This window comes from Paenibacillus sp. 01T424 (genome assembly GCF_056398745.1).
This window is the reverse complement of sequence record NZ_JBFTPZ010000035.1, coordinates 58,799-76,776: the sequence shown is the minus strand read 5'-3', so window position 1 is coordinate 76,776 and position 17,978 is coordinate 58,799. Positions and strand designations below refer to the sequence as shown.

The following is a 17,978-nucleotide window of genomic DNA, read 5'->3' as shown; positions in this document are numbered from 1 at the left end:
TTGAAAAGAAAAGAGCACTAAGCCACACTTAAGAGATGATTCCTGTACTGAACAGGAGTCATCCTTTTTTGTTTCCACTGATATCTATGATGATTGTAATAACGAATATAGCGATTAATTTCTCGTTCTAATTCAGCCAAGGTTGTACAGTCTTGGCTCTTCACATGATCTTTCATATGACCGAAGAAGGACTCCTGAGGTGCATTATCCCAACAGTTTCCACGACGTGACATCGATTGTCCAAGTCCCTTACTCTTCAATAATTTCTGGTAGGTAGGGCTCGTGTAATGGCTCCCTTGATCGGAATGGATAAAGACCTTCTTATGAAGTTTTACGCGCTTCTGTTTCATTAATGATTCAATGGTGTTTGTGACTAAAGGCAGTTGGAGGGATACGGAGAGATTTCGGGCTAGAAGTTCCCCTGTAGAGGCGTCCAAAATGGTCGACAAATAAGCCGTCTGTGATTTTCCATACGGAAGATAGGTGATATCCGTGAGTAAAACAAGGCCTGGGATTCCTTTCTTAAAGTCCCTCTGCAGCTTATTTGGGAGCGTGCGGTGTTCGAGTGTAGCTTTGGTCATAAGTCGATACGGGTTAGGTTTTCGATGAGGACAAACGAGGTCGAATTTTTTCATTAGCCTTTGAATTCGCTTTAGATTGTAACAGGTGTCATATTCGCTCTGGAGCGTCATCTTAATGGATCGGGAGCCTTTTTTATAACCTCTTCGATGAAAGGCTTTCTTGATAAGTGCACCTGCTTGCTCATCCGCTAACGTACGCTCCTGACGCTTGTCAGCAGAGTGAAGATAGTTATAAAAGCCAGAGCGTGACACGTCAAGCAGTTGACAAAGATAACGTGTCATTCGCCCCAAACCTTGTTGAACGGCTTCCTGAATAAGGTTAAAACAATCACTCGGATTTAGGATCTTTCCGTTTGCTGTTAGCCTCCTTTCGTTCCAGTCTAACTTTTTTACGTATGCCAGTTGAGCTTCCAAAAGCCTAATCTTTGCATCCTGCCTGGCAATGATCTCTTCAGGAGATAAATCTCGCTTTGATGGACGTAGAACCGCTTCTTTTCTCGAGTCCGCAAGTCCCGTAATCCCATCTTTTTCGTACGCTTTCTTCCAACGATCTGCACATTGTTCGATCCGCTTCATCCCGAGGATCTCCACTTGAAATCCACTGGTTTCAAAAATCTCCCTCGGAGTTCGTCCCGACACATACTGGTCAATGAACACACGTTTGAATTCATTAGCATACGTAATCGATTTTTCGCTGACTCGTAAGACATATGGGTTATTAGCTAACTGTTCTTGTTCCTGTTGATTAAAGTGTTTTTTACTCATACGATCGCCCCCGCTGTTCACTCTAGTATACAAAAAAAGGTACCCATACACTAAACCCTTTTTTCAAAGTGTCCAGTGTATGGGTACCAGTTTAATGAGCAGGCTCTCTTCATTCTTTTTATTTAATGTGATAAATCTTTAACCATCTTAACATGCGGGATATTCTCTTCCATAAAGATGGTGGATGCTACTTCATAACCTTGCTTCTCATAAAAAGCTGCTGCTTGAACTTGTCCATGCAGCTTCGCTTTCTTAAGCCCCTTTTCACGTGCGATCAACTCAAGCTCGTCCATAATTGCTTTGCCGAGTTTATGCATGCGGTGTGAAGCCAATACGCAAATCCGCTCTATTTTTGCCATATCATCGACGATCCGCACTCTGCCCGTTCCAACAGGTACATTCTCGTAATATACAAGAACATGATCAGCAATTGCATCGTATTCATCAAGCTCTACTTCCTCCGCAACACCTTGCTCTTTGACGAAGACTGTTTTTCGAATCAGGTACGCCTCTTCCAATTGCTCATCTGTCGTAATCCGTTTTGTTTCCATCTTTCTCTTTCCTTCCATAAAGAAATCTCTATAAAACTGCGACTATTCAGCCTCTATGTTTATTATAATGCTAATTTGCTAATTAGCCAAAACTTATCGGTATTTCAATCCAAAAAATATAATGGCCGTTGTCATGAACAACGCCGATTTCTCCTCCATGCATCTCTACTATTTGTTTGGCAATGGTAAGTCCAAGACCTGTACCAGCTGGCATAGAGCTGCGAATATCATTCGACTCCCGCTTGAAAAAACGATCAAACAATTGCGCTTCCTCATGAGGATTAATCGGTACTCCTTCATTTTCAATGGTTAACCGAAATATATCGTTCGAGGCAGTTGCTTTTACCGTCATCACACTCGGTTTGATCGAATATTTGAGCGCATTGATTAAAAGATTGTCAATAGCTCTCACTATTTTCTGCGTATCACTCTCGACACAGACCGGTCTTGCACAAAAGCTTTTCACCACAATGATTCCCTGCTCGGCAGCAACAGGCTCAAATTCAATAATAAGCTGCTCTACTAGTTTGTTGATATCTACGGATTGCTTAATGAAGTTGTGATCTCCGCCAGTCAGTCGTGTATATTCAAACAAATCATCGATCAATTTCTTAAGCTGCTGCGTCTTGTGGAAAGCATTGTCTATAAATCGCTCTTGTTCACTTGGATCTTGAGAGGCATGTGATTTCAATAAATCCAAATAGCCGATAATGCTGGTAAGCGGAGTCCGCAAATCATGCGAAACATGTGTGATTAGCTCCATCTTCGACTGTTCGAGCATTCGTTCTCGCTCTAGCTGTGTTTGCAGCTGCTGAGCCATATGGTTAATATTTTGAGCAACGATACCCAGTTGATCCTGCCTTGTTAACGGAACGCGGTATTCCAGATCCCCACCGGCTATTTTGATTAGCCCATACGTTATTTCTTTGAAATAACTGACCACACCACGCGTAAAAACAAAGAAGAAAAAAATAAATATACCGAAAAATAAAGGCAACGATATGAAATTATTGAGTATAAACCCAAATTGTGTTCGAGTAAAATGATCCATTCCTACGATAAAAACCACGGCAATGATGAAACTTAGGACGGGCACCCACAGCATAAGACCACGAATGCTGCGCAGTCCCATTAGCATACTGCTCACATTATTTTTCAATCTTATAGCCCACTCCCCATACCGTTTTTATATATCTCGGTTCCCTAGGGTTTTCTTCGATTTTCTCTCGAATATTGCGGATATGAACCATGACCGTATTTTCGGAGTAAAAGGCGGATTGATCCTTCCATACGTTCTGATAAATTTTATCGATATTAAAGACTTGCCCCCTGTGCGATGCGAGCAGCAGCAATATTGCAAATTCGATAGGTGTTAGCGCTATTTCTTGGCCTTTTACTGTAACCAAATGCTGATCCTTATTGATGATAAGCGCATCTATCGTAATTTCGTTTGAAGCACTCACCGCCTGGACCGTCAAGGTTTGCCTTCGCAGCTGTGCTTTGACTCGTGCCAGCAGCTCCAATGGATTAAACGGTTTTGTAACATAATCATCAGCCCCTGTGGATAGACCTGTAATTTTATCGATATCTTCGCCCTTTGCAGAAAGCATAATAATGGGGACATCGTGTTCCTCTCTAATTTTGAGGCAAGCTTTAATCCCATCCCATTTGGGCATCATAACGTCCAGAATAATCAAATGAACGGGTTCGCGGTTGACAACCTCAACTGCATGCTGTCCATCGACAGCTTCCACTACACGATATCCTTCATTCCTTAAATAGATGTGTAGAATATCACGAATTTCCGGATCATCGTCAACAACCAAAATCGTCCTGCTCACTTGTTTACCTCCTTTAATGAAGTTCTGCGATATGCTTATAAAGGCTATTTTTTTCTACAAACGTAGACGAAAGCAGGCGGAACATTGATAGGTACAAAAATAATCTTTTCAATATGAAAATGTAAACTTAATTGCTTCTTCATTTGCTGCGAATACTGAAAGGCAACAAACCATCCATCATCCTTTAAGGAGTTTACTATTTGCGCGATCAGTATATCCCTCAGTGTCTGATGGAAATTGAAAAAAGGCAAGCCGCTAATGACACAGTCCAATTGCTCAATCCCTTCTTGCTGTAAGGCTGCTTGCAAGTTTGTCGTGTTCTCATAACATAAAAAATTTGGGTAATTTTCTTTCAATGTTTTTAACATATACGGATCTGTCTCAAAAAGCAAAACTTTCGTTTGTTGATGAGCAGCTTCCTGAATTTGCTTTGTAATCGCACCGGTGCCAGCACCAAGCTCCGCTGCCGCTAGTACCTCATGCCATGGGATGCTCTCGACCATCTTTTGGGCCAAATACTTGGAGCTCGGCATGACACTGCCGATTTCCATAGGCTTATATAAAAACTTATACAGAAACAAACATTTTTCCTTTAACGATTGTTTTATTCCCATGATTGTTGGTCACTCCCTCGCTTCTTTTCCTCATGCTAACAAGAAATTGTGCGGATAAAGCGAGGATAAATATGAATTTATTCTGAAGAGCATTCATTCTTTCACTTCAATATCCCACAAAAATGACCAACTAGAGGAGTAATATGCCAAAAGCGAAGCTTTTTTTCGGCTTGCTGCGTGCTATGCTAGCCTTAGGATTAAATAATATAGTAAAGGCGGGATATATAGTGTCATATCTATCAATTAGCACATGGAGCTTACATCGTAATCTTGGACCTCTTCACTGGACGGTATGGGATAACGAAACGAATACTCATCAAACGCGTGTACAAGAACAACCGCAGCTTACGACTTTGCTAGACCTTCCAGCTGAAGCAGCTGCTAGAGGTTATCAAGCGCTTGAAGTTTGCCATTTTCATTTTCCTTCAACTGAACCGGCTTATCTTGAGCAGCTTCGCCTCTCTTTCGAAAATGCTGCGATTAAGTTTGATACCTTGCTGCTCGACTATGGCGACATAACAACAGTTGATGCGGCTAAAAGAACAGCAGATCTTAGTTTCATTCAGAATTGGATCGATATTGCTTCACAAAGTGGAGCTAAACAAATTCGTGTCATTGCTGGTGAAGCTTCACCTAGTGATGATGCTGCCATTGAATTGTCCGCTTCCTCCTTGTCCGAGCTAGCTGAATATGCTGCTTCTAGAAATGTTCATGTTATAACTGAAAATTTCAAAGCGCTTACGTCGACATCGGAAAGCAGTCTTAAGCTGCTTGCGCATGCGGGTAAAGCAGTAGGCTTTATAACCGACTTCGGCAACTATCATAGCGCGGACAAAATCAGTGAAATTGGCGATACGGCACCACTAAGCGTCTCAGTTCATGTTAAGCCTACCTATGATGATGCCGGTGTCCCTGATAAGGACGAGCTAGTCCCCTATCTTACTGAGGTTGAACGAGTTGGGTTTAAGGGTGCTTATGTTCTCATATACGATGGCCCAGGAGATATGTGGGAAGGGCTTAACCGAGTTAAAGCAATTGTAGAGCCATTAATATTGACAGTCCGCTAGCCCCCTCCTATACTTATAGAGTGGAATAATGATAATCATTATCGAGTATACCTACTCTATAAGTATATTTTGAGAAACCGAAATGGGGCACAAATACATGGCACATGATATGGACTTTACACTTGTAGAAACATATTTTCACATTTCTCCGAAAGGTGCAGCTCATCCCTTGCTTGAGCTGCCAGCGATCAGCTTTTATGATAAAGAAACTGCTCATGCAACACTTATAAAAGCCGGAGAAATGGTGCAAGCAACGGGCATGCAACTAGCTGCTTCCTTTGTAGGCATGTCCTTCTTTAATCTGTGCATAACGAATCTATTTTTTGTTGCCCAATACAACCGTTATTTGGATTTATCGCTACATAATTTAACTTATCAGCTTGAGAAACACGATGATCATGCCCATCTGGGCTTCAAAATTAATGAGCTTCGCTGGACAGATGTGCCAACCGAAGAACAAGAAAGAAAGCAGTTTTTAGAGAATGCCTTTCGAACTAGCTTTACGGATGAGATTAACGATATCGTCGAAGCTGTAGCCATAAGTGCCGATGTGAAATCCGCCATGATCTGGAACCAGGTCGGTGGACAACTGCAGGGTGTGATTGATTTTCTGAAAAATAATATGAACGATCAGTCACTGTTGACAATTGTACAGCGCGATCTTGAGGTCATTCTCGGTCTGCCTGCTGAGGTATTTAATCGGAAACGGAACCCTTTTGTTCACAAACCTCGGTATATCGATGATCCGTGGTCACCTGGAGGTCCACAAATCGTTCTTCGCTCTTCATGCTGTATGTACGATTGTCGTGTTGATGGTGTGAAATGTTATACCTGCCCTCGTTTGCTGCCAGAAGAACGTGAAGAAAGACGCAAGCTGGTTGCAGCTAGCGTCCACTAATATAAAAAGCTGATGTCAGATACTACATGTACCTGACATCAGCTTTTTTTGCTGCATTATTTTATAATTTCAATATTTGTTTACATAATTATTATTATGTATCCTTATTCTGAAATTTCATTGGGATTTTACTGGAAATGTTGTTCATCGCATTTCGAAGCTGTTTATTATCAATATGCGTGTAAATTTGTGTTGTTTCAATACTCGCGTGCCCAAGCAGCTCTTGCAAGGTTCGTATGTCTGTACCGCTGCGAATTTGCATCGTTGCAAATGAATGCCGTAGCTTATGGCTCGATAGCCTTTTATCCGCAAGTGCAGGCATCGTCTCCTTTAGCAGCTTGATCGTTTCATCAGCGACGGTCTGTATCATTCGTATAGATAATCTTCGTCCAAACTGCGATACAAAAAACGGCTGCTCCTTACCCTGCCTGGATTCCTTGCGCTCAGCAAGCGCCTCATTCAATACATGCTGCAGTGCATCCGGCAAAGGGATAACTCGCCATTTACGCCCTTTCCCGAGAATATGAATCGATCCATCCTGCCTAAAATCCTGTACATTCATCCGGTGTACCTCACCGACGCGAAGACCGGCATAGGACATTAATAAAACAATTGCGACATTGCGAATATAATATTTCCCCTGTATGGCTTGCAGAAGCGCTTCGAGTTCATTTTCTTCCAAGTAAACCGGAATACGATTTTTCTCCTGCTTGGACTTTGCGATAAGTGCAGCAGGATTGCCTTCCAAATGCTCCATCTCGTTCAACGCTTTAAAAAATGAACGCAAAGAAGAAAGCTTGCGATTGCGCGCCTCATCCCCTGCCCCCTTCTCACGGCAAACGGCCATGTAGCGCATAATATCCATTTTCGTAATATGTTTTGTTTCTGTTGGATGTACCGTCTGTAGAAAAAAACGAACATCATTTATGTAGGCTTGATGTGTGGACTTGGTCATCCCTTTATTTTTCATCCAAATCGAAAATAAGTCCATTTCCAAGCCATAGCTATCCGTCACCTCATGTTGTCCCATTCGCAAGCAAATCCTCCATAAAAAACCTATTTTCACACTCTATTTAAGTGACCATTACTCTATTATGATAGCTTAAAAGTTGATATAAAAGCAAACTGCGTGAAATATGTATTTCACGCAGTTTTTTATCCGCAGAAATGATGATTTTTTCGATAAAAATAGCGATCAATGCTTCCGTTTTGCTCCTGTATCCGTAATAGCTAGTTTAATGCTATACGTAATCGGAATGCGACTGAATTCTTCATCCCAATCCTCTTTAACCTTTTGCCATACTTTTGGATGCGATATGCTTAGTTTAGTACCGAAACCCATGACGTCTGTTTTATATTCCTTTTGAATTTTATGTAAGGCTCTATTCACGAGTCGGCCTACTTCCTTCTCTGATGAATGTACAGCTTTGGTTACAAATTTATGATCCAGAGGCTCGTTGTCAATTAACCACTCTTCAATTAGTCGACCATCCGATTCTATATTTACGTGAAAACTAATTTTTCCATTCTTGACCTGTGAAATTATTTTACTTTTAAGCGTTTTGATCTCATAGGCAATGACCTGCTTCGTTTCAGGATCATAGCTTTTTACTAACCCGCCTTTGCCTTTGCCAGTCAACCACATTATGCCTAACAATTCTTCCTCCGATAACAGTCCTTTGAACTTTTGGGTTTTCCCCTTAATAACGGCTGCACCTGAAAATTCAATCTCGCCTTCAGCAGCAACAATATTTTGGAGTAAATAGCTGGACTTTGCATGCATTTTACCCTCTACTGCAATAAGCGACATCGGAGGTATGATCTTCAATGTACGATAACGATTACCGATCATCTCAATTACACGGAACGAAGGTATAATGTTAGTACCTTTTGATTCAAATACATCTCTAGCCATGCCGCTGCTCATGACAATTAAGCTATTCGGCCGAATATTATTATCCCTCAACATAAAGCTAAGGAGATTATTCATGCTGTATTTTCGAGACAACATCTCATTTATAACGATCACCTTCAAATGATGACCGATGACAGGCCGCTCCATTCGTGCAGAAAATCCTCTAACCATTTCAAAAAGTGAATCTCCTGTCTCCGAAACATTTATATAAGGTTTAGCTGTTACAACACCTGAAGATTCACCGTCTTTCCCCTCTGATTGTTTATCTATAATTTGCAGCGTGTAGGTGATCAGATCCTTTTTCCGATTAGAGGTACTCAGCTTATCCATTTTTTTCTCAATTTCCGTTTTGCTGGCAACATCAAGCGCTATTCCGACATATAGCCCAAGATCCTCAATCTCATCCTTGCTCCAACAACCCGTTTGGACAAGCAGCGTTAGCGTGCATAGGCATGCTAATATAAATCGTCCCCGACTGTTGCTGTGGATCTTCATCATTTTACACTCCTTTTTTTCCACTTCGTCATACCAAACAATATGATGGTCATAGAGACAAACAAATAAAGAGCGGTATTGCCTAGCAAGCTGCCGTATACAAACAAAGCGCTCGTATTTTTTGGAAGCGTGGAAACTAGAAATACAATGGGCAGTAAGAAATATAAGCATTTCATCATTTTTGCTTTGAATACTTGTGACAATCCCAAGGCTGCAGCATAATACGTAATGACAAAAGAAGAATAGATTTGCATAATCCAAATGACAAGGAAAAACGATTCAAACCTTTCAAATATTAGTCCAGAAAGCTCAAAGCTGCGTACAAGATCGAGTGTTGGCCACGTCCGTGTAATGACAACATCTATCGATAGCCCGCCAACTACAATAATTACGGTCAGCAAATAAATAAAGAACGGAATCGCTGTGCCATAGACGACTGCTTTTACCGATTTTTTCGGATTATCCATAAATGCAGTTAAAATCAATATAATTTCTACGCCTAGAAAGGACAGTGAGGTTGTTTGGACCCCCCTGAGAGGAGGCATGATTCCTTGCCCTAATACAGGCCGCAAATGATCGATTTCGAATATCCGTAAAGACATTAACATGACTAATACGTAAATAACGATTGTTATCGGCAAAATGACCTCAAATAACCTCGCAATGGGATTAATGCCGCTGGTCATCAAATAGAAGCTAACCCAAATAAAAACCATGACAATGACCCATGGAGGCGTTCCTTCCAGCAGGAAAAATTCCGTAACCTCAGATAAAACACGCACCTGATAAGCAGCTGTCATGAAAAAATAAATAACAAACGCGATGCCAATTATGCCTCCTATCCATTTTCCGAGAAGCTTCTGAGTAAACTGGTATACCGTTTGATTGATATGTAATTTTGCCAATGCAGCCATAAACACGCCTACTAATAAGGCAACCGTTCCCCCGATCAGTACCGATATCCATACATCTGGTGTCCCTACTTTTTCAACAGAAGCTCTAGGCAACGTAAGAATTCCTGAACCCAGCATAAAGTTTGAAATGATCACAGCGGTTTGAACGGTTGTAATACGATCATTGGACATCTTTTTCATATAATGCCTTCTTCCAAATTCAATTCTTCGTGCGTGTATTGTCTTTCGGCTTCAGCATTTCAGGTCGTTTTTTCATCATAAATATCGGCATGCGAACAATAAAGTCTTTCCAATCTTTAATACGGTACGGAACTGCTGGGCTCGCATAGGGTACGCCAAAACTCTTAAGTTTGACGATATGTGCGCATAACATTAAGGAAAACAAAATTACGCCATACATACCGAATGCAGCAGCGCAGAACATAGCAGCAAAACGCAGCATTCTTAGTGCTATCCCAGCATTGTATTGTGGTATTGCAAACGACGATATCGCAGTAACCGCAACGACAATAACCAAAATCGGACTCACGATACCAGCTCGAACAGCCGCTTCACCAATAATCAAACCTCCTACGATTCCCATGGCCGGTCCAATTGGTTTAGGCAGTCGAAGCCCCGCCTCTCGCAATATTTCTATCGCTACCTCCATAATGAGCGCTTCAACAAGAGATGAAAAAGGCACACCTTCCCTAGCACCAACGATAGAAATAGCCAATTTAGTTGGTATTAGGCCTGGATGAAACGATATGAAAGAAATGTACATCGCTGGTGTCAATAACGCGATCAAAGCGGCAAGAAAACGCAGCATTCTGAGCAGTGTGCCAACCATCCAACGCTCATAATAATCCTCCGGTGATTGCAGAAGCATGCTAAATGTAACAGGTGCAATCAACGCAAAAGGGGTACCGTCAAGCAGAATGGCAACCCTGCCTTCCATCAATGCGCCAATGACCCGATCGGGCCTTTCCGTACTCTGCACCTGTGGAAATGGACTCAAAAAATTATCCTCAATCAGCTGCTCAACGTATCCTGATTCGGGTAAATTATCAATATCGATCTTGCTTACCCTGCTCCTGACCTTTTCAACTAATTCAGGATCAACAATATCTTTAATATAAGCAATGATGAGCTGCTTCTTAGCACGTGTGCCAACATGCATGCTCATGAATGATAGGCTGGCATTTTCACCATGTCTTCTTAGAATCGCAGTATTGTCGGATAAGTTCTCATTAAAGCCTGCTCTCGGCCCTCTAACTAATGCCTCAGAGATTGGTTCCTCAATATTTCGAGATTTGCTCCTTGCAGTGCCAATGATAATAATTTCATCAATTCCATCAACGAGCACTGCTGTTGCACCCATTAATACTTTTGGCAGCATTTCTTCTAAAGAATGGACTTCACTTAATTGACTAACAGTTAATATCTGATTGGTTAAAAACGATTTTGAGACGGTTTTGCCTTCTCCTTGAACAGACATTAACGCTCTCAAAATATGCTGATCAATCAAATCACAATCTGCTAATCCATTTACAAAAACAATAGCTGCGCTTATACCCGTATCCCCAATAGAGCACTCACGCACCAAAACATCGGAATGAAACTCCATTTGTTCATGAATGGCTTTCAGCCGAACTTGAATATTTTCGCTCATCGGATTATTCATCATCAGCTTGGCGATAACGATTAAAAATAGATGAGATAAGAAGAGGAATCACGAGGGTGACAACAGCTTGTACGCATACCGTCCAATTAGGAATGTTTATCTGATCGTGTAAAGCCATAGCACATACACTCCTTGTTGTTTTTTGTCGAATTATTCCTATTTTTGCCGTAATGGGTAGGTTATAAACTTATGTTCGTTCAAAGTGCAGGAATAAAAAAAAGAGAAGGGTTTCCCCTTCTCCTTATTTGAACCTTATTCTCTTTTTAGGAATAACTTAATGCTACACCTTTCGGAAGCACACCTTCCACTTGTTCACGCACATAGCTATCATTCATTTTTTGGCCAAAAATAACGATTTTCCCGCTGTCTTCACGTGTTCTAATCAAACGTCCAATGCCCTGACGTAATCGAAGCAGCATATACGGCATATCCACTTGTTCGAATGGTAATTCCGAGTCATTCCGTCTCGCTGCGAATAATGGATCATTTGGAGGAAACGGAAGTTCCCACACAATAACCTGGGAAAGAGATGGACCAGGAATATCTAAACCTTCCCATAATGTCACTGCACATAAAATGCTGGCTTCATCCTGTTGAAACTGTTCAATCAAATAGCTAATTTCGCTTGTGCCCTCATAAAAGAAAGTATAAGCCGCACAATCCGCATGCTTGTCCGATTCTGCCTTAAATTGCTCTAGCTGCTCCATCGATGGGAACAAAATAAGCGATCTTCCGCCTGATTGCTTAAGCAAGCGATACGTTTCATTTACCTTATCGTTAAGCGCCGTAAACTGTTCAGCTTTTGGAATCTCCACAGTCATTTGCTGCTCATAGTCATATGGTGATGGAACCGAGAACGATAATGAGCTATCCATTCCCAATATGTCCATCATATATTCAAATGAGCCGTTAACCGAGAGCGTTGCTGAGGAAAATACGATTGGCATTTTACGAGATAAAACTTGCTCCTTCAACACTTCCTTCACCACTTTTGGCATGATGACGAGTGACGTTCCTTCTTTATCCTGCGAAACCCAGCTAATTGGCTTGTCCGCTTGCTTGAATAAGGAAAGCGCAAATTGAATCATTTCCAAATGCTCTTCAACGATTTTTAGCTGATACGTATCGATTGTGTATAAGCCGCTTTCGAATACGAGCTCTTCTTCTATAACCGATAGCGTATCCTGCAAACGATTAATTTCACGAATAAGCTCCGCACTCCAAATGATTTCCTTGCGATCCGAAGCAGGAACCTTCTGGCTGTGCTTATTCAACATTTTAAATAAGAATTCACTTTGGGCAATCGCATCCTCAACAGCTACAGCAAGAGTTTCACGAATCTCTTCTTGCAGCAGTCTTATGACGATTCCTTCAAAAACAGCATGATTCAGCTTGTAAGTCAGCGCTTGCTGTGCGGCTGTTTCAAGCAGATGGCCCTCATCAAATACTACAGAGCTGTACTCTGGCAGCAATGGAAGCTGGCCTTCACGTTTTCTTGCGTCATATGTCCATATATGCTCCATATAGAAATCATGCGAGCAAATAATGACATCTGCAGATTTGCGATAATGGTCGCGTGAGAGTGTTTGACCACAGCGATGTCTAACGTCACACACTAAGCAGTCCTGAAATACATCCCAGCCCAGCTCGTTCCACTGCTCATCATTTAAGCTTGGGTAGTCCTTGCGATTTCCATATGGATGGAAGCTTTGCATAGAATCCTGCTTATGGACGAAGCTTGGAAGTTCACGATATATATTGTCATATAGCTCCGCGTTATCTTGTCCAGCTCTTGCATTATCCAGCTTTTTCAAGCAAATATATTGATCTGCTGATTTGCCTAATCTAGCATCAATCGTTAGATCCAAATATTTTCCAAGCTTTGCAATATCGCCTTCAGGCTTTACAAGCTGCTCAATTAAGGATTCATCGGCACAAGCAATAATTGCTGGTTTTCTTGTGTACCGAGCATAGGTGATCGCATACAACAAGTAAACGAATGTTTTACCTGTTCCAACTCCAGCTTCAGCAAATATCGTTTGTTTATCTGCAAAAGCACGTTCCAATTGAAAAGCCATATAAATTTGTTCATCTCTAATTTCAAAACCAGCTTCAGGCAGCTTCTCATAAAAAACATCAGCGATCCAATCGCTAGCCTGTTGTATAAAAGGTTGTTTCGGGTCAAACTCAAATGGATATTTATTCAAGGTTGCTTGCCTCCATATAGTAGGCACAACCGGCTGTATGCGGACACACAGCCGGTTGTGAAATCTCCTGCACTATTCGTACACTCAAATATATCACTAGAGTGTATGCTTAGTCAAAGGTTATGATTTATTTGCTTTATTACTCTATCCATTTCACCAGATTCGGCTTCTCATCCAAAATGGATTCATATTGCTCCTTCCAGCCATAAATCGCATCAGGATCAAGCTTCTTGTACCGGTCGTATTTATGCAAACGATCTTGCTCCCGCGCCCAGCCGAAATGTTTTACACGCAGGTTTGACGTCTTATTAGCAAGTGAATAAATGTTTTCAGGAAATCTCCCGCAGTGCTGAGGGGTTTGCTTCCACACATAAGAAAATCCCTCTACATATTTCAATAAAAATGGGCGGTACACGCTATGGGCATTCCAGTATACATCCTCGCGATAATGATCTTCCGACCAAAAATCAAATAATCGAAACAAATAAGTGAACGTTTCCGTATCGTTTAGCAGCACTGGCAGCTCTTCCTTAAATTTTTGCTCAAAATATTCATCCGCATCCATATTCAGAATCCACTGCGGCCGAATGCGAATCGTTTCTTCCCATTGCTGCGTTCTTAGCTTTACTTCATTATGAAATTGCGAGCTTTCGTTTTTAATATAGGTCAACGGAATGCCGGCAAGGCATTCATGAACGATTTCCCCGGTATGATCCGTGCTTCCATCGTCAATAATGACCGCATGATCTATATATTCCTTATGATGCTCAAGCACTTCCTTTAAAAAGCGCTCTCCCTCATTTTTTACGATCATAGATAACGTAAGCTTAGGACCTGCTGTGGGCACAATGATCGTAGGTCCTTGTGCTGGCAACATATTCGAATTTGTATATGCTTTGTCCTGCGTGGATTCCATAAACAATATAGCGCGCTCAATATCCGATTCTCGGTAGATATGAAAGGCTGGGTATCTGGTGTCCACGTACAAATCGATGCCAAGAGCAACTGCTCGAATGCAGAAATGACGATCTTCGCCCCAAAATGATACATTCGAGATCGTCCGAAATGATATCGGCTTCTCCAGTGCTGAGCGAGTGATATACGTGCATGCACCAAGGCCGCCAACCTGATAAACACCAGGTACTCTAAGCTTCATTAGAAACATGACAGCCGCTTCCGCACCGTCACCGGCTTTTACTGTTCCATCTGACTGAAACGGCCAATACGTATCCTTCAGCCAAACCTGCGGCATTTCCATCGTATTAGGCTGCCACTGTGTCCAGAAAATAGTGGAAATGATCTCTTTCTCGGAAGAAATCAAAGATTCAATTGCTTCCGGGTGAATCAGCAAATCCGAATCAATGAGGAATAGTCCATCATATTGCTGCTCTCTCGCTGTTTGGATCATATGATCCTTCCAGCTTGCGATTTTATCAATTAAATCATTGCTCCAGTAATGAGTAAACTCATCCCTTGCATATGGTGTTATCGAATCGCCTCTTATTAAGATGGTTTCACTTTCATTGTTCTCTTTTTGCTTCGATATAAAATCGCTCAGCAATTGCGAGGACTCCTCGTTATCATTGTCGTCAATAAAGAAATAATCTACTTTAAAAGAGCTTGCTTCGATTCGCGCAAGCGAGGCTAAAAAGTGACGCAATATGGTCGGTCTTTGGCGAATGGGACTTCCAATCAATATTCGCTTCAACGTTAGGCCTCCTTTATTCCACAGAAATTCCTTAGGAATGATAATCCATATGAGGCATATGCATCTATTATGCAAAACCCAGATCATTTTTTCAGAATGGAGGCTTAATGGCCATTACTGCTCTCAAAGAATGGGACTTAAAACCGCTGCTGTTCGGATTGCTGTTTCTTTGCTTTGCCGACGCTTTATTTACAGATATAGGCTTGAGGCTATCATTAATCGAGGAGCTCAATCCACTCGTACAAAAACTTTATGACTGGAATATCGTTAGCTACTATGGTATGAAGCTGCTGCTCCCGCTGCTGCTAATCCTCATTTATTATCGAATGAAAAATCGGTATTGGATCAACCCATGTATTCTTATTACGGTATTGATCTACTTTCTCGTCAATATTTATCACTTGGTTTGGATTTCTTACGGTGTCTATGACGGCTGGTTTTCACTTGATTCGCTGATATGAATTTCTTTACCTCTTCTAGGAGTGTTGTATAATAGCTAATAGAAACAATACAACATATTCCTTCTCTCAGGGAGCCAACGAAGGAGTTCACATGAATGATTGATGTAAGGCATTTCGCACCGCTCACACTTGCCAAATATATGTTGAAATGGCTGTTCATTGCTGGAGTCATCGGCATCCTCTCTGGTTCTGCTTCCGCATTATTTCTAGCCAGTCTTGAATTCGCAACCGAAACGCGTGTACAACATTTGTGGTTATTGTGGCTTCTGCCACTCGGCGGTGCCTTCGTAAGTTATCTTTATCTCAAGTTTGGGAAAGAAGCAGGTAGAGGAAATAATCTAATTATAGAGCAAATACATACCGGTAATGGCTCCATCCCATTAAGAATGGCACCACTTGTTCTGATTGGAACTTTAATCACCCATTTATTTGGCGGATCTGCTGGTCGAGAAGGTACTGCAGTACAAATGGGCGGCAGCTTAGCGGAATGGTTTGGCAAGCTTATTAAAAGAGGCCCGCTTGATCGCAAAATCATTTTGATGTGCGGCATTAGCAGCGGCTTTGGTGCTGTCTTTGGCACACCTCTAGCCGGTACAATTTTTGGACTAGAAGTACTTGCAATCGGCGTCATCAGTTATGAAGCGCTGCTCCCATGCTTTATCGCGAGTTATGTTGGCCATCTGGTTGCTACCGCTTGGGGAATTCAACATATCTCCTATTCAATGGGCGATGTCCCTCCGCTCGACTGGCTGCTCATTGTCAAAGTTGTCATTGCAGCCGTGCTTTTTGGTCTAGCTGCATTATTATTCACTCAGCTTGTACAAGGACTTAAACGTTTGTTTAGTAAATGGTTTAAAAGTCCTGTTCTCAAAAGCTTTTTTGGCGGACTATTCATTATTGCTATTGTCTATGCGATCGGTACACGTGATTATTTGGGACTAGGCATCCCTCTCCTACAGCAGTCCTTTCAAGAGGCGGTTTCTCCGTTTGTTTTTTTATTGAAAACACTATTTACTGCTATAACGCTTGGGACAGGCTTTCAAGGCGGGGAGGTAACTCCACTCTTTGTCATCGGTGCAACGCTAGGAAGCGCACTTGCAGGTTTGCTCCATGTCTCCGTCCCCCTGCTCGCTGCCATTGGTTTCATATCCGTATTCAGCGGCGCTGCCAAGACGCCAATCGCTTGCTTCATCATGGGCATTGAATTATTTGGGGCTGAAGGTGCAATTTATATGTTTATCGGCTGCGTAATCGCATTTATATGTTCAGGTCGAATCGGCATCTATGAAGCTCAAAAACCAATTGAGTTACGCCCATAAATCGAAAAAAAGCCTGCTCCTTATCATAAGGGAGCAGGCTTTTTCTATTGGTTAAAAATAAACGATATAGATTACAGCAGCAAGCACGATGCGGTATATCGCAAATGGTACAAGCTTGATTTTGTTAATAAGCTTCAAGAAGAAACGAATCGAAAGAAGTGCAAAAACGAATGCGCTTATGAAACCTGCGATAAAAAACGGCAATGACTCTAACGTGAAGTACTCCCAGTTTTTCGCCAAGGACAACAAGCTCGCACCAGCCATGATCGGCACAGCCATGATGAAAGTGAAATCAGCAGCAGCGCGGTGACTCATGCCTAGCAGCACCCCTCCGGAAATAGTGGAACCGGAACGGGAGAAGCCTGGCCAGAGGGATAAACATTGGATAAGCCCAACGGAGAAGGCTTGCTTATAAGTGATCTGGTCAACTGATTCGATCTTAGGTTTCTTAGGCCCAAAACGATCGGCAATAATCATAAGTATAGCTCCGATAACTAGACCAATTAGCACTGTACGTATCGAGAATAAATGCTCATCAATGTAATCGTCAAACAATAGACCAAGTACACCAGCTGGGATGAGACCAACGATAACATGTGTTAGCTTTAGCTTTTTCTTCGGTTGAGAAGAAGCTTGTGCCGCGTCCTTGCTGCCTCTGTTCAAGCCCAGCAAGTCAATAAAACGATTTCGGAAAATAATGACTACTGCTAAAATGGAGCCGAGCTGAATAACAATTTTGAATGTGTTCGCAACGTACTTCGTCAAGTACTGTTCCGTTTGAAGCCACATATCGTCAACAATGACCATATGTCCTGTCGAGGATACAGGTGCAAATTCCGTTAATCCTTCAACAATACCTAAAATAATCGCTTTTAAAATCGTAATAAAATCCATGTGTAGTTGAATCTCCTAACTCTCTGATTGATAGAAAGACGACAAAGAACAGCACGGAATAAATCATAACACAAAAAGACCCCAC

16 protein-coding genes are annotated in these 17,978 nt (G+C 41.8%); 4 read left to right on the top strand and 12 right to left on the bottom strand.

From position 1 onward, the window contains the following. Nucleotides 1-17: 17 nt before the first annotated feature. The 5 genes from AC1DPK_RS24050 to AC1DPK_RS24030 all read right to left on the bottom strand — a co-directional run bounded on the left by AC1DPK_RS24050 (nt 18) and on the right by AC1DPK_RS24030 (nt 4,352). Complete coding sequence (locus AC1DPK_RS24050) at nt 18-1,346, bottom strand: IS3 family transposase (protein WP_477511861.1); 1,329 nt, start codon at nt 1,344-1,346, stop codon at nt 18-20. A 122-nt stretch (nt 1,347-1,468) separates the two neighbouring features. Further along, complete coding sequence (locus AC1DPK_RS24045) at nt 1,469-1,897, bottom strand: GNAT family N-acetyltransferase (RefSeq protein WP_339202589.1); 429 nt, start codon at nt 1,895-1,897, stop codon at nt 1,469-1,471. Nucleotides 1,898-1,979: 82 nt separating this feature from the next. Continuing rightward, nucleotides 1,980-3,056 (bottom strand): HAMP domain-containing sensor histidine kinase, encoded by a 1,077-nt coding sequence (locus tag AC1DPK_RS24040; RefSeq protein WP_477511860.1) that lies wholly within the window; start codon nt 3,054-3,056, stop codon nt 1,980-1,982. Next, nucleotides 3,046-3,738 (bottom strand): response regulator transcription factor, encoded by a 693-nt coding sequence (locus AC1DPK_RS24035; RefSeq protein WP_477511859.1) that lies wholly within the window; start codon nt 3,736-3,738, stop codon nt 3,046-3,048. The genes AC1DPK_RS24040 and AC1DPK_RS24035 overlap by 11 nt, the downstream gene beginning before the upstream one ends. Before the next feature lie 44 nt (nt 3,739-3,782). Further along, on the bottom strand, nt 3,783-4,352 hold the full coding sequence (locus tag AC1DPK_RS24030) for a class I SAM-dependent methyltransferase (protein ID WP_477511858.1): 570 nt from the start codon (nt 4,350-4,352) through the stop codon (nt 3,783-3,785). Between the two features lie 227 nt (nt 4,353-4,579). Here AC1DPK_RS24030 and AC1DPK_RS24025 point away from each other — a divergent pair, with 227 nt between their 5' ends. Together AC1DPK_RS24025 and AC1DPK_RS24020 are read left to right on the top strand one after the other, a co-directional pair. Then, nucleotides 4,580-5,419, top strand: a complete 840-nt coding sequence (locus AC1DPK_RS24025) for a sugar phosphate isomerase/epimerase family protein (RefSeq protein ID WP_477511857.1) — start codon at nt 4,580-4,582, stop codon at nt 5,417-5,419. A gap of 97 nt (nt 5,420-5,516) precedes the next feature. Further along, the gene (locus AC1DPK_RS24020) at nt 5,517-6,317 is read left to right on the top strand and encodes a (2Fe-2S)-binding protein (protein ID WP_477511856.1); all 801 of its coding nucleotides are present in this window, start codon (nt 5,517-5,519) and stop codon (nt 6,315-6,317) included. 94 nt (nt 6,318-6,411) lie between these two features. On the opposite strand, the gene AC1DPK_RS24015 is transcribed toward AC1DPK_RS24020, so the two are convergent. The 6 genes from AC1DPK_RS24015 to AC1DPK_RS23990 form a co-directional block, all read right to left on the bottom strand. Beyond that, on the bottom strand, nt 6,412-7,347 hold the full coding sequence (locus tag AC1DPK_RS24015) for a tyrosine-type recombinase/integrase (RefSeq protein ID WP_477511855.1): 936 nt from the start codon (nt 7,345-7,347) through the stop codon (nt 6,412-6,414). Nucleotides 7,348-7,512: 165 nt separating this feature from the next. Continuing rightward, nucleotides 7,513-8,730: a Ger(x)C family spore germination protein gene (locus AC1DPK_RS24010; RefSeq protein WP_477511854.1), complete on the bottom strand. Its 1,218-nt coding sequence runs from the start codon at nt 8,728-8,730 to the stop codon at nt 7,513-7,515. Continuing rightward, nucleotides 8,727-9,821: a spore germination protein gene (locus AC1DPK_RS24005; protein WP_477511853.1), complete on the bottom strand. Its 1,095-nt coding sequence runs from the start codon at nt 9,819-9,821 to the stop codon at nt 8,727-8,729. The genes AC1DPK_RS24010 and AC1DPK_RS24005 overlap by 4 nt, the downstream gene beginning before the upstream one ends. 19 nt (nt 9,822-9,840) lie before the next feature. Then, entirely contained in the window at nt 9,841-11,307 is a 1,467-nt protein-coding gene (locus tag AC1DPK_RS24000; RefSeq protein ID WP_477511852.1) for a spore germination protein, read from the bottom strand. Between the two features lie 260 nt (nt 11,308-11,567). Further along, complete coding sequence (locus AC1DPK_RS23995; protein WP_477511851.1) at nt 11,568-13,511, bottom strand: ATP-dependent DNA helicase; 1,944 nt, start codon at nt 13,509-13,511, stop codon at nt 11,568-11,570. A gap of 139 nt (nt 13,512-13,650) precedes the next feature. Then, complete coding sequence (locus AC1DPK_RS23990; RefSeq protein WP_477511850.1) at nt 13,651-15,219, bottom strand: glycosyltransferase; 1,569 nt, start codon at nt 15,217-15,219, stop codon at nt 13,651-13,653. Nucleotides 15,220-15,326: 107 nt separating this feature from the next. On the opposite strand from AC1DPK_RS23990, the gene AC1DPK_RS23985 reads away from it, so the two are divergent. After that, a complete protein-coding gene (locus AC1DPK_RS23985; RefSeq protein ID WP_441882325.1) occupies nt 15,327-15,680 on the top strand; it encodes a DUF5658 family protein in 354 nt (117 codons plus the stop codon). A 95-nt stretch (nt 15,681-15,775) separates the two neighbouring features. Continuing rightward, nucleotides 15,776-16,999 (top strand): voltage-gated chloride channel family protein, encoded by a 1,224-nt coding sequence (locus tag AC1DPK_RS23980; protein ID WP_477511849.1) that lies wholly within the window; start codon nt 15,776-15,778, stop codon nt 16,997-16,999. A gap of 51 nt (nt 17,000-17,050) precedes the next feature. Here the strand turns inward: AC1DPK_RS23980 and AC1DPK_RS23975 are convergent, their stop codons facing one another. Beyond that, nucleotides 17,051-17,893, bottom strand: a complete 843-nt coding sequence (locus AC1DPK_RS23975) for an undecaprenyl-diphosphate phosphatase (protein ID WP_430058959.1) — start codon at nt 17,891-17,893, stop codon at nt 17,051-17,053. Between the last annotated feature and the right edge of the window lie 85 nt (nt 17,894-17,978).